A 22,190-nucleotide genomic window follows, 5' to 3' on the forward strand; every position below is an offset into this window, starting at 1 on the left:
AGCATTTCATATGAAAATGTTAAAAGCAATTGTACGGCCCGAAATGGCAGATACCATTGCCGATGCACTGGCTGAAGCAGGCTTTAACTCCATGACGAAGATTAATGCTTTCGGAAGGGGAAAACAAAACGGTATCGTCATAGGCTCCGTCCACTATGATGAATTGCCGAAAACAATCCTAATGCTTGTGGTGGAGGATGAAGCGGTAAAGGAAGTGCTGAAAATTATCAAATACAAAGCTTACACGGGGAATTTCGGTGACGGCAAGGTATTTATTACTCCGGTCGATAAGGTCATGACGGTAAGAACCGGAGAGACAGGATTGTAGGTGAGGGTATGAAGGAAATTATAACAATAATCCGGCCAAAGAAAGTAAATGCAACAAAGGAAGCCTTAGTGCAGCTTGGCATAACCAGTATGACCGCCATTCCGGTACTTGGCAGGGGAAAACAAAAAGGCATAGACGGTGAAGTAAATATCGAATACCGCAAAGGGATTCTGGAACAGAACAAGGGCGTGGGCATGAAATATATCCCCAAGCGCTATCTCTGCCTTGTGGTAAGCGATGAAAATGCGGTCGCCGTAATTGATACTATTATTAAGATAAACCAGACAGGGCAGATCGGCGACGGTAAAATCTTTGTCTGTCCCGTTGAGGATGCTCTTCGTATCAGAACCGATGAGCAGGGTGAGGATGCAATCAACTAGCACTATGTAAGGAGGTATAATATGCCGTATCATTTGTTTAAATGCAGTGAGTGTATACCGGAAAGAGAAAAGCATGCCGTTGTCAAAGGGCATGGTGAGACCCTGGCAGATGCACTTCCTCTTGGATATTTAAATACAATCCCCGGAACCATTTCAGAAAGAGGCTGTGCATACTGCGGAGCAAAGCATGTTATCGGCACACCTATGAAGGATGTGATTCATATCAGCCATGGGCCGGTGGGCTGTACCTACGACACCTGGCAGACGAAAAGGTATCTCAGTGACAACGATAACTTCCAGTTAAAATACACCTTTGCAACGGATATGAAGGAATCTCACATCGTATTCGGCGCGGAGAAGATTCTGAAAAAGAATATCATCGAGGCCTTTAAGGCATTTCCTAATATTAAAAGAATGACCGTTTACCAGACCTGTGCTTCGGCACTGATTGGGGATGATATCAATGCCATAGCGGCAGAAGTAATGGAAGAAATGCCGGAGGTGGATATCTTTGTCTGCAACTCTCCCGGCTTCGGCGGTCCCAGCCAGTCCGGAGGGCACCATAAGATAAACATTGCCTGGATTAACCAGAAGGTGGGTACCTTTGAGCCGGAGATTACCAGTGATTATGTTATCAATTATGTCGGTGAATACAACATTCAGGGAGACCAGGAGGTCATGCAGGATTTCTTTAAGAGAATGGGTATCCAGGTACTGTCCACCTTCACCGGCAATGGAAGCTACGACGGACTCAGGGGCATGCACAGGGCTCAGCTGAATGTCCTGGAATGTGCCAGGTCAGCAGAGTATATCTGCAATGAATTAAGGGTACGGTACGGCATTCCCCGCCTGGATATCGACGGTTTTGGCTTTGAACCTCTTTCCTCCTCCCTGCGCAAGATTGCCATGTTCTTTGGCATTGAGGACAGGGCGGAGGCGATTATAAAGGAAGAGGTGGAGAGGTGGAAACCGGAGCTGGAATGGTATAAGGAGAGATTAAAAGGCAAGAAAGTCTGCTTATGGCCCGGAGGCTCCAAGCTCTGGCACTGGGCAAACTGTATCCACGAAGAAATGGGCCTTGAGGTGGTATCCGTATATACCAAATTCGGCCATCAGGGAGATATGGAAAAGGGAATCTCAAGATGTGAGGAAGGTGCCCTTGCCATCGATGACCCCAATGAGCTGGAGGGGCTTGAGGCAATGGAGGAGCTTCAGCCGGATATCATATTCACCGGCAAGAGGCCGGGCGAAGTGGCCAAGAAGATACGTGTTCCCTACCTCAATGCCCATGCCTATCATAACGGACCCTGGAAGGGCTTTGAAGGCTGGGTGAGATTTGCAAGGGATGTCTATAACGGCATCTATTCTCCCATCCATGAATTAGCTTTTCTGGATATCAGTAAGGATGAAATCCCCACTGATAAAGGCTTTATGACCCAGCGCCTGCTCTCCGATGTGAACTTAAACGAAGAAGTGAAAAATTCCACTGTTCTTCGTGAGTATACAGGGAATTATGATGCCTTAAAGCGTATAAAGGAAAGAGTGTACCCGGAATTCCCGAGAAAAAGTGAAGCAGTGCAGGAAGTTACGGCAATGTAGGGAGGTGAATTGTGATGGAGGAAGCGTTATTGAAGGAAAGGGTAGAAGTATTACTTGACTTTATTATGAAGAAATGTCTGTGGCAGTTCCATTCCCGTGCATGGGACCGGGAAAGGCAGAATGAAAATATTATTCAAAAGACAATGCAGCTGTTGTGCGGTGAGCCTGTAAGCAAGGATACCCCGGAAGAACGTTGCTATTATGCGGATGCAGCTTATCTGGCTGAAAGCTATAAAAGGCTCTTTCCTTGGGTATCAGAGCTTGACAAGGCTAATTTAAAGGAAGTGATGCAAGGGTTAAAGGAACGTCTGGATTTTCTCCTGATTACCGGCTCCCTGAACAAGGAACTGACCGACCCCCTTTATTAGCTGAGGCAAGTTTGTGTCGGCGCTGCAACCACAAACTTGGGAGGCACTAAAAGCAGCGCAGAAGCGAGGTGTGTTATGAACTGTGACGTGAAAAACAAAGAGCGTGCAGGAATAATCAATCCGATATTTACATGCCAGCCGGCGGGCGTTCAGTTTGCCAGTATCGGTATCAAGGACTGTATCGGAATTGTCCACGGCGGACAGGGCTGTGTCATGTTTGTCCGGCTGTTGTTTTCCCAGCACTTTAAAGAGAGCTTTGAACTGGCTTCCTCTTCCCTTCATGAAGACGGTGCAGTATTCGGCGCCTTAAACCGTGTGGAAGAAGCGGTTGATGTTCTGCTTATGAGATATCCCCAGGTTAAGGTGGTTCCCATTATCTCCACCTGCTCCACGGAGGTTATCGGTGATGATATTGACGGTGTTGTAAGAAAGCTGAATAGTACCCTGCTAAAGGATAAATTTGCAGGGCGCGAGGTTCACTTAATACCCATCCATTCTCCCAGCTTTGTAGGCAGCATGATAACGGGCTATGATATTGCAGTGAAGGAATTTGTGGAGTATTTTGCTAAGAAAACCACACCTTCCGAAAAGATTAACCTGATTACAGGCTGGGTAAACCCCGGAGATGTAACAGAATTGAAGCACCTGTTAGCGGTAATGGAGGTTGAAGCCAATGTATTATTTGAAATTGAATCCTTTGATTCACCCTTAATGCCGGGCGGAAATCATGTATCCCATGGTGAAACAACCATAGAAGAGCTTGCAGATACGGCCAATGCCAGGGCGACCTTTGCCCTTAACCGCTATGAGGGGGGCAAGGCAGCAGAATATCTGGAGAATGAATTCGAAGTCCCTGCCGTTATAGGCCCCACACCCATCGGTATTCGTAATACCGACACTTTTCTAAAGAAAGTCAGTGACATTACCGGAAAGCCGATTCCGGAGTCCCTGGTAGTGGAAAGAGGGATTGCCCTTGATGCCATTACGGATGTGACCCATATGTTCCTGGCGGATAAAAAGGTCGCCATTTATGGAAGTCCCGACCTTGTCATCAGCCTGGCCCAGTTCTGTCTGGATATGGAGATGAAGCCGGTGCTGCTCCTGTTAGGGGATGATAATTCCAAATATAAAAATGATCCCAGAATCAAGGAATTTGAAGAGAAGCTGGATTATAAAATGGAAATCATTATGAATGCGGATTTGTGGGAGCTGGAGAACCGGATTAAAAACGAGGGCCTTGAACTGGATTTGATTATGGGACACTCCAAAGGAAGATTCATATCCATCGATTACAATATTCCCATGGTACGGGTGGGCTTCCCGGTGTACGACAGAGCGGGCAAATACCGCCACCCCATCGTAGGTTACAGGGGCGCTATGCTTCTGGCAGAGGAAATAGCAAATGCCTGGTTTGCCGATATGGAATATAAGCATAACAGGGAACCTGTTCTGAATGTGTGGTAATGTGCGTTACCTGCTGACTGACTTGTCATTATGTTAAGGTGGTGAAGCTTTGGATAACCGGAAGGCATACAATTCAAATAATAACAGTAAGCATGAAAGCAGGCATCCCTGCTTTAATAACTATGACTTTCACAGTGCTGTTATCCACCTGCCAATGGTTTCCGAGTGCAATATAGATTATTCAGAGGATTCCTTCCGGGGCCATTGCTGCGGTGACAGCCAGAAAGCTTCCTGTAACAGAGTGCTGACTCCCAATGAGGCAATGGAGCGGCTCTATGAGGCAAAAAGAACCATTCCGAACCTTACGGTAGCTGCCATATCCGGCCCGGGGGAGCCCTTAGCCGACTTTGATACGGTAAAGGAGACCTTGAAGGCAATCCGCCAGACATATCCGGAAATGCTTTTGTGCCTGTCCACTAACGGCCTGCTGCTTCCTATCTATGCCAGCCACCTGATTTCTCTCGGAGTTAATTTTATTACGGTAACGGTTAATACCGTGAGTCCCGAGACAGGAGCGAAGTTTTATAATTATATTACCTATCTGGGACGGAGGTATTATGGGGAGGAAGGCTCCAATATCCTGCTGCAGAATCAAATTTCAGGCATTACTTATCTGGCCTCCATGGGCATATCGGTACGGATGAATATCGCAGCCATAAAAGGGAGAAATGATCATGAAATCCCCGACCTTGTTGGCATGGCCAGGGACTGCGGCTGCAAACTGACCAATATTCTTTTGCAACCGGCAGGGAGAAAGCAGGATTACAACGGACTGGAAGCCTACAGCGGGGATGAACTGAACGGTCTCAGGCGGGAATGTGAAACTATACTGCCCCAGTCCTATTACTGCAAGCCCTGTAATGCCGACACAGTAGAAACCCTCAATACCAGGCTGTCTCTGGATTTTGATGAGCCTGCGGGAAACAGGGAGGAAGACAGAAGACCGGATTCCGTCCATTACCGCTTTGCTGTCTGCTCCAGGAACGGAACCCTGACGGACCAGCATTTTGGGCATGCCGCTAAATTTTATATCTATGATTTTGAGGATGGTGTTATTACCTTCCTGGAAGGCAGGCCCATTGAACAGTACTGCCACGGAAGCCTGGAAGACAAGGAGGATGGAAGAATCTATAAGCTCATCAAGGCAATTGAAGATTGTAACTGTGTTATTTGCATGAGAATAGGCATCTGTCCCTCCGAGGCGCTGAAAGAGAAAAACATCGACGTGTATACGACCTATAATTTAATAGAAGACGGAATAAGAGAAGCAGTAAACCGGTTGTATTCCGGGCTGTCCGTTGATGTATAGTGTTCAGGAGTAAAAAAATGAAATGGGGATTGATTAAAAAATGGGATGCATTTTTTAAGTATTAATACCAATTTATCTTTAAGATATTAGAGGAATGGAGCTTTCTATGAGAATACATTATTTACAGCATGTACCCTTTGAAAATCCCGGTACGATTCTTGCCTGGGCCCAAAATAACAGTTATCCGGTAATCTGTACCAGGCTGTATGAGAATCCGGTTTTGCCTGATGCAGCAGAGTTTGACTGGCTTGTGGTTATGGGCGGGCCCATGAATATCTATGAGGAAGAGAAATATCCCTGGCTTGCCGGAGAAAAGGAATTTATCCGGGCAGCCATTGACAGCAAGAAGGTGGTTATCGGTTTATGCCTGGGAGGACAATTGATTGCGGACGTGATAGGCGGAAGGGTAGTACAAAATAAATGGAAGGAAATCGGCTGGTTTCCTGTAACCTTCACGGAAGAGGCCCTGGCTCTTGCGCTTTTTTCCCATTTACCGAAAAATCCGGTGGTCTTTGAATGGCACGGCGACACCTTTACCGATCTGCCGGAGGAAGCAGTGCTCTTAGCATCCAATGAAGCCTGTAAAAACCAGGCGTTTGCTTATGGGAAAAGGGTATTCGGCTTTCAATTCCATTTGGAAAATACCAAGGAAATAATAACGGAATTGATAGAAAACTGCCGGGATGAAATGCAACCCTCCCAATATGTGCAGGGGGCGGAAGAAATTCTGGCCGGTACAGATTATATGGAGCAGGATAATAAGTGGATGACATTATTTTTATCAAAACTGGCAGCCCGTTATGATGAAGAATTGATTTAGGAAGTAATAACAGCACTGGAAGCAGGCTTAAAGCATGTATGAGAATTGGAGTGATAATCCGAAAAGCAGTATTCACTGCTGCTTTAGCAGTTTCCCAAGGAATTTGCCAAATGTATGGGGATACAATTGGAGCCGGATAAAAAAATACGTCACATGTTCAATCTTTTTAGTTAACCAGTATTGCAAGCAGGCTTGCTTTATGCATGGGGGTAATATGGAACAGATCAGATATCAGCAGAGAATCTGCACAGAGGAAAGCAAAATAGAAGAATTTCTGACAAAAACCAGAACCGGTGTGCTTGGAATAGCAGGAGCAGCCTATCCGTACTGTGTTCCGGTGAATTATATATGGAAAAACGGAGCCATCTATTTCCATGGCTTAAGCTCTGGCAGGAAGACGGAGCTCCTGCTTAATAATAGTAATGTAAGCTTTACGGTATATGAAGAGTTCGGAACGGTAAAGGATCAGGTTCCCTGTCATGCCGACACCTCCTACATGAGTGTTATGCTCTTTGGAAAGGCGGAAAAGGTGGAGGATTTCAAGGAATGTGCGGAGGTCCTGCAGGCCATTGTGGAGAAATTTATGCCTGGCTTTTATAAGAGCAGAATATCCTCCTCGCTGGTGGAAAATTACCGTTCGGCTCATGACAAAAAGGCTGTTGCCGTCTATAAGATAACACCCGTGGAAAGAACAGCCAAGGAAAATGCAGCAGCGGCAGAGGAGCTGTTTAACGGGTAGGGAGCGAAATTTATGAAAGCAGTCTGTAAAGATGCCTGAACCCTGTGAGGGAAAGGTCAGGCTTTTCGGCAAAAGGAGGCTGATGCTATGGTTATTGAGGAAAAATACAATATGAAAGGGATAACAAGCTATACAACATATCTTTCGGGAAAGATAAAGGATTGCATCTTGGAGGAATACAATGAAATCTGCATAGGGCAGCACCGGTTTATTCCGAGATTTCATAAACCCGATGAGAGAAGCAGGGAGAACAAGGCAATATCCTTTTATGAAAGCGGGAAGGTCAAAAGTATAGCTCTGGATGAACGGGCGGAGGTTTTAACTCCCCTTGGACTAATCCCTGCGGAATTAATCACCTTTTATGAGAATGGAGCAATAGACAGCGTGTTTCCCTTAAACGGGCAGATTGGCTTCGGATGGTCGGAAAAGGATGAAGAGCAGCTTTTGGAGGAGGTGGAATTTCGCTTCCCCTTTGCCGGGTTTACCACAAAGATAATAGGGCTCCGATTCTATCAGAACGGAAATCCCAAAAGCCTGATTCTGTGGCCGGGAAAAAGAATTGAAATAAAGACCCCCGCAGGAGCCTATCCAGTCCGGATTGGCTTTCGCCTGTATGAAAACGGGGCTGTTGAATCTTTTGAACCGGCAGTGCCGGTTTCTGTTGAAACCAGTATAGGCACAATCATTGCCTTTGACCAGAATGCCATGGGAATGGATGCGGATTTTAATTCCGTAAAGTTTTACCCGGACGGAAGCCTGAAGTCCTTAAGTACGAACAGTGATATTGTGGTCAATAAAATATCGGCTGCCGGGAGAAATGTCATATACCAGCAGCTAAGGCTGGATATGATGACGGGAGATATGGTGAAAGTACCGGTGGTTATCTCCTTTCAGGAAAATCAGGTAACCATTGACAATGCCGTAGAAAAGCTCACCTTTCCCATCGATGATTCCAAATTCCTTTTCCTATATGACGGAAGCTATAAAGAGAAAAAATGCAGCCCCGGAAGTGATTGCTCCGGCTGCGGTGCCTCCTGCATGTAATTAGAATTTCAGGCAGGCTGATAGACTGGCTGACTAGGGGGGGAAAGGATAAAGAATAAAGGATAAATAAAGGATAAAGGGAAAAGGATAAAGGATAAAGGATGGAACCAGATTGAAAAAAGTGAGCATGGAGGGGAATTATGGAAATAGCTGTACTGGTCAATTCGTGCGGAAATACATCCGGATTCGACAGGGACGGAATTATCCGGGTGTATTCCAGGATTCAGTGTGAATGGACGATTATCAGATATATGGAATTTCGGACGGAAAAGATAGTGGACTCCATGGCACTGCATGCAGCAATCAGGGAAATCTGTGATTGGCTGAAGGACTGCAAGGTAATAGTCGTAGAACGCATACGGGGAATCCACTATATCGCTTTTGAAGAAAAGCAGGTATCCATGCTGGAAATCCCGGGGGTTCCGGAAATCTTTCTGGAGGACCTCAGGGAATGTCTTAAGCACCAGCGGACGGCGAAAGAAGTACCCCTGGAGCATAATGCGGTATTTGAGTTAAGACCCGGTATTTATCACACCGATTTGCGTGAGGTGATGAAGGGGCATACTTCCTATAATTCCAAGCAGATATTGCTGCCCTTTTTAAAAAACAAGCAGTACAGCCTCCTGGAAATTATCTGCGACCATGTTCCCAAATGGCTGGAAAATGAGCAGACGGAATTAAAATTAAGATATTCCGTCGAAACATACAAGGACTGTATGAAAGTAAAGGTATATCCGTCAAAGGCAAAATAACAGGACCAGAAAGCGCAAAGCTTGCGCAGCAAGGAGGTAAATTATATGAGGACTGAACAAGCAGCCGGTATTGCGGCAGCTCCGTTACCGGAGTTTATTTTTCCTGATATCAAAGCAGAGGAAAAGACAAAATCACACCCATGCTATAACGGATGTAATCATGAAAATGCCAGAATACACCTTCCTGTTGCACCGGGATGTAATATCCAATGCAATTACTGCGTAAGAAAATTCGATTGTGTCAATGAAAGTCGGCCGGGCGTCACGACCAAAATCCTTACTCCCAAGGAAGCACTGGAAAGATACCGGCAGGTGAAAGAAGAACAGCCAAACCTGTCGGTAGTGGGCATTGCAGGGCCGGGAGATGCCCTGTGTGACTTTGAGAAAACGAAGAGCACCTTACAGCTTATCCGGCAATATGATAAGGATATTACCTTCTGCCTGTCCACCAATGGCTTGATGCTTCCCCGCTATGCCGGGGAAATAACAGCCCTTGGAGTGAGCCATGTGACCGTGACCTTAAATTCGGTGGACCCGGCGATATCAGCAAAGATCTACAGGTATATCAGATACGAAGGGGTGGAATACATTGGGGAGAAGGCAGGAGAAATCCTGCTTTCCAATCAACTGGAAGGCCTTAAGAAATTAGTTGAAGGCGGTGTTGTCTGTAAGGTCAATATTGTAGCACTGAAGGGTATCAATGACAGGCATATCCCAGAGATAGCCGAAAAAGTAAAGGCCCTGGGCTGTTACATCGTGAACATCATGCCCTTTATACCGGTAAGGGGCAGCGGCTTTGAGAACCTTCCCCTAACGTCTCTGGAAGAGATTGCAAGGCTCCGGAAGGAGTGCGGGCAGACCATCCTTCAGATGCATCATTGCAGGCAGTGCAGAGCCGATGCGGTGGGATGCCTGTAACAGCTTTCTATATTGTACGTCCTAATTTTAATAGAGATGGTTATCATGGTTAAAATAAAAATTATAGATACCCAGAGGACAGGTACTGCCTTGCAGGGCTGGGAAATTGGTTGGGAGTTTGCCTTGAGAGGTTCTTTATGACACTTAAGCTGCAAGAAACACAGCTAGGAAAAACAGCGCAATTGTTTGAGCGTAGTGAGTTTTGCGCTGTTTTGACTGTCAGCTGCGTTTTTTGCAGCTTTAGTGGAATAAAGGTTCTCGAAGAGCGAACTCCCAACCAATTTCCCAGCCCTGCAAGGCAGTACCTGTCCTCGTGCCTTTCCATTAACTGGATTCATATGTTGTTGGCTATCGATTTTATTTGAAATGAACTTGTTAAAATGATATAATATAAGTTGGGTTTTTAAGAATATTTCGACTCAGGTGTCAAAATACCGGACAGGAATCAAAATTTTTGACACTTCATGTTAAGTATCGGGAAATGGTACTTACCGGCAGATAAAATATCACCTATTTAACAATTTATAATATAATAAGAAAGAGGCAGATACCATGAAGAAGTTAGAAGATTATGTCAGGAGTATACCTGATTTTCCGGAGAAAGGAATTATATTCAGGGATGTAACCAGTGTTTTGCAGGATAAAGAAGGTTTAAAAATGTCTATTGACCAGATGCAGGCATTATTAGAGGGAAAAGACATTGACGTCATAGTGGGACCGGAATCCAGAGGCTTTATATTCGGTGTGCCCATTGCCTACAACCTGAACAAAGCATTTGTACCTGTACGTAAGAAGGGTAAGCTTCCCTGCGAGACCGTTGAAATGGAATATGCGCTGGAATACGGCACAGCAACCATTGAAATGCATAAGGATGCCATTAAGCCGGGCCAGAAGGTTGCCATCATAGATGATTTGATTGCTACCGGCGGAACCATTGAAGCAATAACTAAATTAATCGAAGGCATGGGTGGTATTGTAGTTAAAATTATATTCCTGATGGAACTCGAAGGACTTCATGGACGTGACAAGTTAAAGGGATATGATATAGATGCTGTTATTAAATATGAAGGCAAATAAAAGGTACTGTTAGCCGGAAACCAACGGCTTGACAATAAAGGACTTGTTGTAAATAGTTGAATCTTTTGGTAGAAACCGTGAAGACTATTTGCAGAGGTCCTTTTTTAGATTTTGGAAATCACGCCCAATAGGCCATAGGGCAGAGTTATTGTTTTATTAGGATTTCCCTGCATAAGGGTTAAGAAAAATAAGGGCAGAGGTCAATCTTGACCGACAGAATATGCCAAAATAATAAAGGAATTGATTTTTTTTCGTTATTTGTTTATAATTAAGAGATAATTTAAGAACTGGTGGTGATTTCATGGAAGATAATGCGAATAATAAATTGATGGATGAAGATTTATATAAAAAAAAGAATACTGAGTCAATTATTCCTGCTGATTTTACAAGTCCCGATGAGTTGTACGGTCAGCTGATAAAAATCGTGGAAAGCTATCATCCTTCCGCAGATATTTCCGTGATTGAAAAGGCATACCATGTTGCAGCAAAGGCCCATCAGAATCAAATGAGAAAATCCGGCGAGCCCTATATCATACACCCTCTTTGTGTGGCCATCATTCTGGCGGAGCTGGAACTGGATAAGGAAACCATAGTGGCAGGGCTGCTGCATGATGTGGTGGAAGACACTGTCTGCACGGTCGAGGAACTGGCAAAGGAATTCAATGAAGAGATAGCGTTACTTGTAGACGGTGTAACAAAGCTGACTCAATTAAGTTATTCCAAAGACAAGGTGGAAATTCAGGCCGAAAATCTGCGCAAGATGTTCCTTGCCATGGCAAAGGATATCCGGGTCATCCTGATAAAGCTTGCCGACAGGCTGCACAATATGCGTACCATGCAGTACCAGACCCCCGTAAAGCAAAAGGAAAAAGCCAGAGAGACAATGGATATCTATGCTCCCATTGCACAGCGTCTTGGTATATCGAAGATTAAGATAGAGCTGGATGATCTGTCCTTAAAATATCTGGAGCCGGAAATCTATAAGGATTTAACGGAGAAGATAAACTCCAAAAAAGGCGAAAGAGAAGAAATTATCAATCAGATCGTGGAAGAAGTCCGTTTTCATATAAAGCAGGCTGAAATCGAAGCAAAAATAGATGGCAGGGTAAAGCATTTCTTTAGTATTTATAAGAAAATGGTGAACCAGCATAAAACCCTTGACCAGATATTTGACTTGTTTGCCGTGCGGATTGTTGTGGAATCCGTAAAAGACTGCTATGCGGCACTGGGTGTCATCCATGAGATGTATAAGCCCATACCCGGCAGATTTAAAGACTATATTGCCATGCCGAAGCCCAATATGTACCAATCCCTTCATACCACCCTTATTGGCCCGGGAGGCCAGCCCTTTGAGATACAGATAAGAACCTATGAGATGCACCGCACCGCGGAATACGGTATTGCTGCACACTGGAAATACAAGGAAGGCCAGGATGGCAAGAACAGTCAGGACACGGAGGAAGCAAAGCTTACCTGGTTGAGGCAGATTCTTGAATGGCAGCGGGATATGTCTGATAATAAGGAATTCTTAAGCCTTCTTAAAAGCGATCTGGATTTGTTTTCTGAAAGTGTATACTGCTTTACCCCTACCGGTGATGTTAAGAATCTTCCCAATGGCTCCACCCCGATTGATTTTGCCTACAGTATTCACAGTGCAGTCGGCAATAAGATGGTGGGCGCAAGGGTCAACGGAAAATTAGTCAACATTGATTATGTTATCCAAAACGGAGACAGAATTGAGATTATAACCTCCCAGAACTCCAAGGGACCCAGCAGGGACTGGATTTCCCTGGTTAAGAGCACCCAGGCGAAGAATAAGATCAACCAATGGTTTAAGACGGAATTAAAGGAAGATAACATTGTAAAAGGAAAAGAGATGATTGTTTCCTATTGCAAAACCAAAGGGATTGTCTTAAGTGATTTGATGAAGTCGGAATATATGAGCAAGGTTTTGTCAAAGTATGGCTTCAGGGACTGGGATTCCATCTATGCGGCAGTTGGACACGGCGGACTGAAGGAAGGCCAGGTCATCAACAAGCTGAAGGATGAATTTGATAAGAAGCATAAAAAAGAAATCACCGATGATAAGGTTTTAGATTCCATAACGGAAGTGAAGGAAAATAAGCCGGATGTCAAGAAATATAAAAGCGGCATAGTGGTAGAAGGCATTCATGATGTGGCGGTACGCTTTTCAAAATGCTGCAGCCCTGTACCGGGAGATGAAATTGTTGGATTTGTTACAAGAGGAAGAGGCGTGTCTATTCACCGGACAGATTGCGTGAACCTGATGAACCTGTCTGAAGAAGACAGGGCGAGGCTGATTGAAGCGGAATGGAATGTGCCCCAGGGGAAAGCCCAGGGAGAGCTCTATGCCGCTGAAATTAAGATTTATGCCAATAACCGCAACGGTGTGTTGGTGGATGTATCAAAGATACTGACGGAAAATAAGATTGACGTAACCTCTATGACTGTAAGAACCAGTAAACAGGGAACTGCTACCATAAGCGTGGGCTTTGAAATTAATGGTGTGGAGCAGCTCCGCTATATTGTAGGTAAGCTCAGAAGTATCGAAAGTGTACTTGACATTGAGCGTACCACAGGCTGATTTATAAGCTGAATTATACCTTTTTGGCTTCTTCCCGGTATAAAAATGACATGAATTCCAGTCTTTAACACTTGGGAGAGAAAAAAATTTAGAAATCGGCTTATATGGAAATGAAGGAGGTTACCAATGGAGTTAAAGAATCTTGTACTGGGTCCTGTAAGTACGAATTGCTATTTTCTGATTAATAAAGAGACAAAGGAAACAATTATTATAGACCCTGCCGACAGAGCGGACCGTATTATAGAAAAGCTCTCGGGGGAACAGCTAATGCCTGTGGCGATTCTACTGACCCATGGGCATTTTGACCATATTATGGCAGTGGAAGAGGTGGGAAGTACTTATTCCATCCCGTATTATATTCATGAGACGGATGCGGAATTGATGGAAGACCCTGACTTAAACGGCTCATTTCTGCTGAACCGGGATATTGCCGCAAAAAGGGACAGAGTACTGAAGGATAAGGATATACTGAATCTCGCCGGTTTTTCCATAGAGGTTATCCACACACCCGGACATACCGCAGGCAGTGTCTGCTATTATATACCGGAGGAAAAGGCCCTCTTTTCAGGGGACACCTTATTTTGCAACTCAGTGGGCAGAACTGATTTGCCTACGGGAAGCGATACGGTCATCCTGGCAAGCATAGAGGAAAGGCTTCTTCCTCTGCCGGAGGATACCAGGGTCTACCCGGGACACGGCATGATGACAACCATTGGCCATGAGAAAGAAAATAATCCTTATTTTAGGAGGCAAGGGTGATTCAGATAAAATTAAATGGGGATGATTATGAGAACGATGTCTATCCTCTGGTAAAAGCCTTTTACCCGGAAGAAGAAGTAAAGGTTATAAGACAAAATACAGATAATGCTATTATAAAAGAATCCGTTACCATTACCGTGGATACTGTGGATTCTTCTCTTTGTGTTCTGGCCGAAACGGAAGAGAGACAGTTGTACAAAGAGGAAGTTAGAGTAAAAGAGGCAGAAGAGGAAAGGGATATCCTTGCCAGAAAAAAGATAATCAGAAATCATTTAAAGAGAATGGTGTACCGCTGTTTGAACAGTCTGACGGGAAAAGAGCTTCCCTGGGGGACCCTGACAGGAATAAGACCCACGAAAATCCTGCTGGAAAAGCTTGAGGCAGGAGAAGCAAAGGAAGATATTTACCGGTACATGACAGAGGAATATTACTGTTCTGAAAAGAAGGCGGAATTAAGCCTTACCGTTGCAGGAAGAGAAAATGAACTGTTAAAGGATATGGACTATCAAAATGGCTACAGCATCTATATTGGAATTCCCTTTTGTCCAAGTACCTGCCTGTACTGCTCCTTCACTTCCTTTTCCATTGAAAAATACGGGAAGCTGGTGGAAGGGTATCTGGACGCTTTGATGAAAGAAATACAGTATGCCTCAACGGTACTTAAGAATAAAAAACTTACCTCCCTTTATATTGGAGGAGGAACGCCAACGACCTTAAGTGAAGGACAGCTAAACAGGCTGCTTTCTTGTATTGATGACTATTTGAACCCTTCGGCAGCAATGGAATACACCGTAGAAGCCGGAAGGCCGGACAGTATCACGGAGGAAAAGCTGAAGCTGTTAAAGGCCCATGGGGTAGGCAGGATATCCATAAACCCCCAGACCATGCGGCAAAGGACCCTGGATTTAATCGGCAGAAGGCATACTGTCAGGCAGATAGAGGAAGCCTTTGCCCTTGCAAGAAAAACAGGCCATGACAATATCAACATGGATATTATAATCGGGCTTCCGGGAGAAAGAAAAGAAGACGTGGAATACACGCTTGAGGAAATCAGGAAATTGAATCCGGAAAGCCTTACCGTTCATACTCTTGCTCTAAAAAGAGCTTCCAGGCTGAATGTAAAAAAAGAGGAATATGAGACAGCGGACTTTGCAGAAGCTTCCAAAATGGCATGGCTGGCGGCGGACTTTGCACAGAAGGAAGGTTACCGGCCTTATTACCTCTACCGACAGAAGAATATGGCGGGAAACCTGGAGAATACCGGCTATGCCAGAATGGGAAAGGAAGGCCTTTATAATATTCTCATAATGGAAGAAAAGCAGACGATTGTAGCTCTTGGAGCAGGGGCACAGTCAAAATTCGTATTTCACGATCAGAACCGTATCGAGCGGGTGGAGAATGTAAAAAGCCTTAAGGATTATCTGGAGAGAGTCGATGAAATGATTGAGAGAAAGAAAAGCTTTTTGGCAGAAAATGAACATCTGCTTTAGAGAAAGGAGGCGTCTGTTTTGGAATCAGCCCGAGAAGTAATGGCAGAAGAAGATGTGGAGCTTAGTAATATTTTGACGGATGATCTGGAGGAGGCCATTGACCATGGTATACTGGTAAGTAAGATAGCTTATTTGCTGGCCCAGGAGGCAGGCTGTGATGAAAATTTCTGCTATACTATGAAAAATGCGGGATTTATACATGATATCGGAAAGCTAAGGCTTGGAAAATACCTGTATGGCAGTAACAGAAATACCCTGATCGTAGAAGAAATGAAATATATCCGTATGCATTCGGATATTGGGTACGATATCCTTCGTAAATATGGTTATAGTGAAGAAGTACTAAATTCAGTGCTCTACCATCATGAAAATTATGACGGTTCCGGATATCCAGGTAATCTGAAAGGACACCAGATTCCCCTGGGAGCAAGGATACTGAGGATTTGTGATGTCTATGCAGCCTTGATATCCGACAGAAGGTACCGCTGCTCCTATCACAAGGAGGCGGCAATTCAGCTTATGATTGAAGAAGTAAAGAATTTCGATATGAAGCTGTTCCTTCATTTCTTAAGTATCGTTTATACCGATAGCTTTAAAGAAATCGACAGATATGCCAGACAGATTAATAAAAAGAATTTCAGCTGGAAAAATATCCTCCATGATGGGACATACTAATCATGGTAAACGCATGATAAGTTTATGAAAGCGGACGATGACCAAGGAGGTTGTTTTGGAGTTTTGTTACGCGAGAACCCTTATTCCACTAAAGGGGCAGAAAACGTAACTGGCAGGTAGATCAGTGCCAAACTCGCTGTAACAAATTTGGCTGTGTCAGCTATCAAGCTCAAACAGTGGCACTGCTTTACCTAGTCACGTTTCCTGCCCCTTAAGTGGAATAAGGAACCTCTTGAGACAAATCTCCAAAACAACCTCCTTGGTCATCTGTGCATATCCATTATTTGGTCTTATGCGTTTGCCGTGAGATGCTAATTCCCATGCATATCACAAGCTTGCTTGTGATACTGCTTAAATAGAAAGATTAAAAATGCAACGCATTTTTAATCTAATCCATATACATATCACGAGCCTGCTTGTGATACTGATTAAATTGAAATTTTAAATATAACGAGTAATTTAAAATAAACCAGATTCATAACGCAGGCATTTATAAATGAAAGCGGCTGTCTGAGTTTAAAGGGTCTGTGCGGTTGAAATTTCGGCATAAAAGCATTATAATGAACCACGGATAGATTGAATAAAAAATAATTGAATATAGAAAGGAAAATAAATGACTAACAAGAATGCATGGTTAAAATATGAAGACGGGCAGTTATCGGACATTGCTGCTTTTAGTGAAGGTTATAAGGATTTTATCACCAACTGTAAGACAGAAAGGGAATGTGTCAGAGAGAGCATTAAGCTGGCAAAGGAAGAAGGCTTTCAGGATTTAAAGGAATATATCCGGACGGGAAAAAAATTAAAGGCAGGGGATAAGGTGTACATATCCAATATGGATAAGGCAATCGCCCTTTTTGTAATCGGAAGCCGCCCTTTGGAGGAAGGCTTAAAGATTCTTGGAGCCCACATTGATTCTCCCAGAATGGACTTAAAACAGGTTCCTTTGTATGAAGATACGGAGCTTGCTTTACTGGATACCCATTATTACGGCGGAATAAAGAAGTACCAGTGGGTCACACTTCCTTTGGCTATTCACGGTGTAGTGGTGAAGAAGGATGGAACCATTTTAAATATCGTAATCGGTGAAGACAGGGAGGATCCGGTTATCGGCGTAACAGACCTCTTAATACATTTATCAGGGGCACAGCTTGAGAAGAAAGGTGCCAAGGTAGTCGAAGGCGAGGACTTAAACATATTGGTTGGCAGCATTCCTTTAAAGGGAGAAGAAAAAGATGCCGTAAAAGCCAATATAAATAAGATATTAAAGGATAAATACGATATCGAAGAGGATGACTTCCTTTCTGCGGAATTAGAAATCGTTCCTGCCGGACAGGCAAGGGATTACGGTCTTGATAAGAGTATGGTAATGGGCTACGGACAGGACGACAGAGTATGCTCCTATACCTCCTTGCTGGCTACTCTTGACGTAAAAGAGACGGACAGAACCTGTGCCTGCATCCTGGTCGATAAGGAAGAAATCGGAAGTGTCGGAGCCTCCGGTATGCACTCTAAGTTTTTTGAGAATACGGTTGCCGAGATGACAGCCCTGACCGGTGAGTATTCTGAATTAAAGGTCAGACGTGCCATGTCCAATTCACATATGCTCTCCTCTGATGTAAGTGCTGCCTTTGATCCCAATTACCCTGCGGTAATGGAGAAGAAAAATGCTGCTTATTTCGGTCAGGGAATGGTATTTAACAAATATACCGGCTCCAGAGGAAAATCCAGCTCCAATGATGCCAATCCGGAATTTATGGCAAAGCTTCGTAAGATAATGGAAGATAATAAGGTGTCCTTCCAGACAGCGGAGCTTGGCAAGGTAGATGAAGGCGGCGGCGGGACCATTGCTTATATTATGGCTAACTATAATATGGAAGTAATAGACAGCGGTGTTGCAGTTCTCAATATGCATGCTCCCTGGGAAATCACCAGCAAGGTCGACATTTATGAGACCTACAAGGGCTATATTGCTTTCTTAAAGGATATGTAAAATTAAAAATTTCTGCCCCTTTTTGAAAGGCGGCAGAAATCCTGTAACTACAGAAGTATTCAACTGGCTTATGGCTGCACTGCAAAACGGCAGGAAAGCAGAAAGAAAGGAGCTTGCACTTGGTAAGACATCTTGTTTTATGGAAGTATAAAGAAGAGCTGACAGAGGAAGAGAGAAACAAGCTGGGCGGAGAAGCAAAGAAAAAGCTGGAAGCCTTAAAGGAAATAATACCCGGTATACTGTCCTTAAAAGTAATAACAAAGACATTGCCTACCGGAAGCGGTAACTGCGATTTGATGCTGGACAGTACCTTTATCAGTGAGGAAGCTCTGGACTTTTACCAGAATCATGAGGAGCATATAAAAGCGGCATCCTTTGTACGCAGTATTGTAGGCAGCCGTATCTGTGTGGATTACGAAGAGTAAAAAAATATTTGTATAGCAATTAAAGTAAGGAATATCAGGAGGATATCATGGCAGAGTCGATGAAGGGCTTGCACAGAAGCCACAGATGTACCGAGGTAACAAAGGCTATGACCGGTGAAAAAGTAACGGTTATGGGATGGGTACAAAAAAGCAGAAATAAAGGCGGTATCATATTCGTCGATCTAAGGGACCGTTCCGGGCTTCTTCAGATTATATTTGAAGAAGGGGATACAGGCCGGGAGGATTTTGCAAAAGCAGAAAAGCTGAGAAGTGAATTCGTAATTGCAGTGGAAGGAAAGGTTGAGCTTCGTTCCGGCGGAATCAATGAAAATCTGGAGACCGGTGAGCTTGAAGTAAGGGCTGAAAGCCTTCGGATACTTTCAGAAGCGGATACTCCTCCTTTCCCCGTTGAGGAAAACAGTAAGACAAAGGAAGAGCTGCGTTTAAAATACCGTTATCTTGACCTTAGAAGACCGGATCTTCAGAAGAACCTTATTATGAGAAGTAAGGTGGCTACCCTTACAAGGCAGTTCCTTTCCGAAGAAGGTTTCCTGGAAATCGAAACTCCCATGCTCACAAAGAGCACACCGGAAGGCGCCAGAGATTATCTGGTACCCAGCCGTGTACATCCCGGTAATTTCTATGCTCTGCCCCAGTCACCCCAGTTATTCAAGCAGCTGTTGATGTGCTCCGGCTATGACAGGTATTTTCAGATTGTAAAATGCTTCCGGGATGAAGATTTGCGTGCGGACCGCCAGCCGGAATTCACACAGATTGACATGGAGCTTTCTTTTGTGGATGTGGACGATGTAATCGGAGTAAACGAAAGGCTTCTGCAGAGAATGTTCAAGGAGACCATCGGTATTGAGGTTCCGCTGCCCATTCAGAGGATGACCTATAAGGAAGCTATGGAAAGATTCGGCTCCGATAAGCCGGACATCCGTTTTGGCATGGAGTTAAAGGACGTATCGGATACGGTAAGGTCATGCGGTTTTTCCGTGTTTACCGATGCTATTAATAAGGGCGGTTCCGTAAGAGGTATCAATGCGGAAGGCCAGGGAGAGATGCCAAGAAAGAAAATAGATGCCCTGGTTCAGTTTGCAAAGGACTTTGGTGCAAAGGGCCTGGCATATCTTAGCATCAATGGGGACGGTACCTATAAGTCTTCCTTTGCCAAGTTCATGACGGAAGAGGAATTGAAGGCACTTACGGAAAAAATGCAGGCTAAGCCCGGAGACCTTTTATTCTTTGCGGCAGATGAGGACGATGTTGTATTTGACGTACTTGGAAATTTACGTTTAGAGCTGGCAAGAGGCCTTGACCTCCTGAATAAGGATGTATACAAATTCTTATGGGTAACGGAATTTCCTCTTCTGGAATATTCCAAGGAAGAAGGAAGATTTACGGCAAAGCACCATCCATTTACCATGCCTATGGAGGAGGATTTGGAGCTTCTTGATTCCCACCCTGAAAAGGTACGTGCCAAAGCCTATGATATCGTACTGAACGGTACAGAAATCGGCGGCGGCAGTGTGAGAATATATCAGAACAATGTCCAGGAAAAGATGTTTGAAGTACTTGGCTTTACCAGGGAAGAAGCCTATGAGCGTTTCGGCTTCCTCTTAAATGCCTTTAAGTACGGTGTTCCCCCTCATGCTGGTCTTGCTTATGGACTGGACCGCCTTATTATGCTGATGGCTAAGGAGGACAGTATCCGTGATGTAATCGCCTTCCCCAAGGTGAAGGATGCCTCCTGCCTTATGACAGAAGCTCCGAATGTGGTGGATGCTAAGCAGCTGACTGAATTGGGAATTGGCATTACAGTTAAGGAATAATTTGAACAATGCGCTGCATTTTTAAACTTACTATTTAAGCAGTACCGCAGGCAGATATGCGGGATGCATGTTTTACAGTTAGTCAGCTATGTGCTGACAGAAAAAATAAGAAGCTTCATGCAGTATGGACATGGAGCTTCTTTTTGTCTGGCTTAATAGGAAAACAGTTGCTTAAAAATGGTAGCTTGTCAGTGAAACCAATACAGCAATAAGCATATATGTATTAGTAATATGCAGGGCATACCCAATAAAAACTTTTTGTGTTTGGTTTTGTGACGGAAAAAGAACATTCCAAGGAGTGAACCAAGGCTGCCTCCGATTACAGATGAAAGAAAAAGTGTACTCTCTTTTATTCTCCATTTATTTTTTCTAGCCTTGTATTTGTCAATTCCCATAAGCAGAAAAGAAAAGGTGTTTACAAGTATGAAATAGATAAGCAGTAAATAATAATCCAATTTAATTCAAACCTCCTTACTGTGGCTTACTTATTTTTTCTTATTGATTTTCTTCTCCAGAAAAGCCAATAACTGCTTTTTTTCACAATCGTTAAGTCTGCGAAAAAGGGCGAAAAGCCGTTTTTCATCCGGTGTAAGCTGTATTATCCGGGGTTTATATTGCGGCGGTTGCTCCTTTGCGGTATTATTAAGGTAATTTGTATCCTCATGAAAATATTCATCGTACATAGGCACCGTAGTTGAGTTAATAAAAACCTCTATATCAACGTTATACAGCTTGGACAGTTTCAATAATGTTCTGTAATCGGGAGTGCGTATTCCAGCCTCATAGTGTGCATACCCTTGCCGTGTCATATTCAGGTACTCTGCTACTTTTGTCTGGGTATAGTGCCTAGAGGTCCTTAATTCCTTTAATTTGTCCTTAAGTAATAATTCTGGCATAGTTAACTCCCTTTTAATGCGTATTTATTAAGAATCAGTGTAACAGTACTGCAGGATTATTTACCGGAATCATGTAACCTATCTAATTAAGTCAAATCGTATGATTTTCTCCTCTTTATCTCCCAATATTTGTTTTATCATAGCTTAAAAAAATGTGTTATGATACTGTTAAATTATATAACAATTCCATTATTATCTCAATTTAAACTTTATTGGTAAGTTTAACGAGAAACCATATAGAAATTTCCAAAAAAATGTTTGACATAACCTTAATAAAGTGTTATGATGAATTTGTTGCAGAAGATGCAATGAACTATAAATGTAGATTATTTTATTTGGAGGAATTAACATGAACAAAGGTACAGTTAAATGGTTTAACAATCAAAAAGGTTTTGGTTTCATTTCCGACGAGCAGGGTAACGATGTATTCGTACACTACTCAGGACTTAACATGGATGGCTTCAAGTCTTTAGAAGAAGGACAAGAAGTTGCTTTTGATGTAGTTCAGGGAGCTAAGGGACCTCAGGCAACCAACGTAACAAAATTATAATCATCAAGTTTCAGTGTACCTTTTTCTTGATATATAAATTTTAAGAATCTAATTTTTAATTTTTTATACAGAAAATAGCTATATTGTATTAAACGAGATTGATTTAAAGGTTATCCTTCGGGATAACCTTTTTTTGTAAAAAATTTTACAACTTAATTTGGTTT

At 43.6% G+C, this 22,190-nt stretch carries 22 protein-coding genes; 20 read left to right on the plus strand and 2 right to left on the minus strand.

What is annotated here, in order from left to right; all coding sequences use genetic code 11:
• The first annotated feature begins 10 nt into the window (after positions 1–10).
• From BUB77_RS10945 to aspS, 19 genes are all read left to right on the plus strand, one after another.
• Positions 11–328, plus strand: a complete 318-nt coding sequence (locus tag BUB77_RS10945) for a P-II family nitrogen regulator (protein WP_073275708.1) — start codon at positions 11–13, stop codon at positions 326–328.
• Between the two features lie 8 nt (positions 329–336).
• On the plus strand, positions 337–708 hold the full coding sequence (locus tag BUB77_RS10950; RefSeq protein WP_073275710.1) for a P-II family nitrogen regulator: 372 nt from the start codon (positions 337–339) through the stop codon (positions 706–708).
• 21 nt (positions 709–729) lie between these two features.
• Positions 730–2,307: a nitrogenase iron-iron protein, alpha chain gene (gene anfD, locus BUB77_RS10955; RefSeq protein ID WP_073275712.1), complete on the plus strand. Its 1,578-nt coding sequence runs from the start codon at positions 730–732 to the stop codon at positions 2,305–2,307.
• A 14-nt stretch (positions 2,308–2,321) separates the two neighbouring features.
• Positions 2,322–2,675: a Fe-only nitrogenase subunit delta gene (gene anfG / locus BUB77_RS10960; RefSeq protein ID WP_073275714.1), complete on the plus strand. Its 354-nt coding sequence runs from the start codon at positions 2,322–2,324 to the stop codon at positions 2,673–2,675.
• A 75-nt stretch (positions 2,676–2,750) separates the two neighbouring features.
• On the plus strand, positions 2,751–4,139 hold the full coding sequence (gene anfK, locus BUB77_RS10965; protein WP_073275716.1) for a Fe-only nitrogenase subunit beta: 1,389 nt from the start codon (positions 2,751–2,753) through the stop codon (positions 4,137–4,139).
• A gap of 49 nt (positions 4,140–4,188) precedes the next feature.
• Entirely contained in the window at positions 4,189–5,448 is a 1,260-nt protein-coding gene (locus tag BUB77_RS10970; RefSeq protein ID WP_073275718.1) for a NifB/NifX family molybdenum-iron cluster-binding protein, read from the plus strand.
• Positions 5,449–5,554: 106 nt separating this feature from the next.
• Positions 5,555–6,268, plus strand: a complete 714-nt coding sequence (locus BUB77_RS10975) for a type 1 glutamine amidotransferase (protein WP_073275720.1) — start codon at positions 5,555–5,557, stop codon at positions 6,266–6,268.
• 214 nt (positions 6,269–6,482) lie between these two features.
• On the plus strand, positions 6,483–7,007 hold the full coding sequence (locus BUB77_RS10980; protein WP_073275833.1) for a pyridoxamine 5'-phosphate oxidase family protein: 525 nt from the start codon (positions 6,483–6,485) through the stop codon (positions 7,005–7,007).
• Positions 7,008–7,094: 87 nt separating this feature from the next.
• Complete coding sequence (locus tag BUB77_RS10985) at positions 7,095–8,051, plus strand: membrane-binding protein (protein ID WP_073275722.1); 957 nt, start codon at positions 7,095–7,097, stop codon at positions 8,049–8,051.
• A gap of 140 nt (positions 8,052–8,191) precedes the next feature.
• Positions 8,192–8,803 (plus strand): Fe-only nitrogenase accessory AnfO family protein, encoded by a 612-nt coding sequence (locus tag BUB77_RS10990; protein ID WP_073275724.1) that lies wholly within the window; start codon positions 8,192–8,194, stop codon positions 8,801–8,803.
• Between the two features lie 45 nt (positions 8,804–8,848).
• Positions 8,849–9,721: a nitrogenase cofactor biosynthesis protein NifB gene (nifB, locus tag BUB77_RS10995; protein WP_073275726.1), complete on the plus strand. Its 873-nt coding sequence runs from the start codon at positions 8,849–8,851 to the stop codon at positions 9,719–9,721.
• Between the two features lie 552 nt (positions 9,722–10,273).
• Positions 10,274–10,798 (plus strand): adenine phosphoribosyltransferase, encoded by a 525-nt coding sequence (locus BUB77_RS11005; RefSeq protein WP_073275730.1) that lies wholly within the window; start codon positions 10,274–10,276, stop codon positions 10,796–10,798.
• A gap of 301 nt (positions 10,799–11,099) precedes the next feature.
• A complete protein-coding gene (locus tag BUB77_RS11010) occupies positions 11,100–13,403 on the plus strand; it encodes a RelA/SpoT family protein (protein WP_073275733.1) in 2,304 nt (767 codons plus the stop codon).
• Between the two features lie 126 nt (positions 13,404–13,529).
• Positions 13,530–14,162: an MBL fold metallo-hydrolase gene (locus BUB77_RS11015; protein WP_073275735.1), complete on the plus strand. Its 633-nt coding sequence runs from the start codon at positions 13,530–13,532 to the stop codon at positions 14,160–14,162.
• Positions 14,159–15,652 carry a coproporphyrinogen dehydrogenase HemZ gene (hemZ, locus tag BUB77_RS11020; RefSeq protein ID WP_073275737.1) on the plus strand — a complete coding sequence of 498 codons (1,494 nt, stop codon included), beginning with the start codon at positions 14,159–14,161 and terminating at the stop codon, positions 15,650–15,652. Before BUB77_RS11015 ends, hemZ begins: the two co-directional genes overlap by 4 nt.
• A gap of 18 nt (positions 15,653–15,670) precedes the next feature.
• Entirely contained in the window at positions 15,671–16,327 is a 657-nt protein-coding gene (locus BUB77_RS11025) for an HD-GYP domain-containing protein (RefSeq protein WP_242962462.1), read from the plus strand.
• A 613-nt stretch (positions 16,328–16,940) separates the two neighbouring features.
• Positions 16,941–18,320, plus strand: a complete 1,380-nt coding sequence (locus BUB77_RS11030) for an aminopeptidase (protein ID WP_073275739.1) — start codon at positions 16,941–16,943, stop codon at positions 18,318–18,320.
• A 119-nt stretch (positions 18,321–18,439) separates the two neighbouring features.
• Entirely contained in the window at positions 18,440–18,745 is a 306-nt protein-coding gene (locus tag BUB77_RS11035; RefSeq protein WP_073275741.1) for a Dabb family protein, read from the plus strand.
• Positions 18,746–18,792: 47 nt separating this feature from the next.
• Positions 18,793–20,580, plus strand: a complete 1,788-nt coding sequence (gene aspS / locus BUB77_RS11040; RefSeq protein WP_073275743.1) for an aspartate--tRNA ligase — start codon at positions 18,793–18,795, stop codon at positions 20,578–20,580.
• Between the two features lie 188 nt (positions 20,581–20,768).
• On the opposite strand, the gene BUB77_RS11045 is transcribed toward aspS, so the two are convergent.
• Positions 20,769–21,035 (minus strand): DUF1294 domain-containing protein, encoded by a 267-nt coding sequence (locus tag BUB77_RS11045; RefSeq protein WP_073275745.1) that lies wholly within the window; start codon positions 21,033–21,035, stop codon positions 20,769–20,771.
• 30 nt (positions 21,036–21,065) lie between these two features.
• The gene (locus BUB77_RS11050; protein ID WP_073275747.1) at positions 21,066–21,476 is read right to left on the minus strand and encodes a transcriptional regulator; all 411 of its coding nucleotides are present in this window, start codon (positions 21,474–21,476) and stop codon (positions 21,066–21,068) included.
• A gap of 349 nt (positions 21,477–21,825) precedes the next feature.
• On the opposite strand from BUB77_RS11050, the gene BUB77_RS11055 reads away from it, so the two are divergent.
• Positions 21,826–22,026: a cold-shock protein gene (locus tag BUB77_RS11055; RefSeq protein ID WP_033165096.1), complete on the plus strand. Its 201-nt coding sequence runs from the start codon at positions 21,826–21,828 to the stop codon at positions 22,024–22,026.
• Positions 22,027–22,190: the final 164 nt, after the last annotated feature.

It is taken from the genome of Anaerocolumna jejuensis DSM 15929 (assembly GCF_900142215.1).
Lineage (GTDB): Bacteria > Bacillota > Clostridia > Lachnospirales > Lachnospiraceae > Anaerocolumna > Anaerocolumna jejuensis.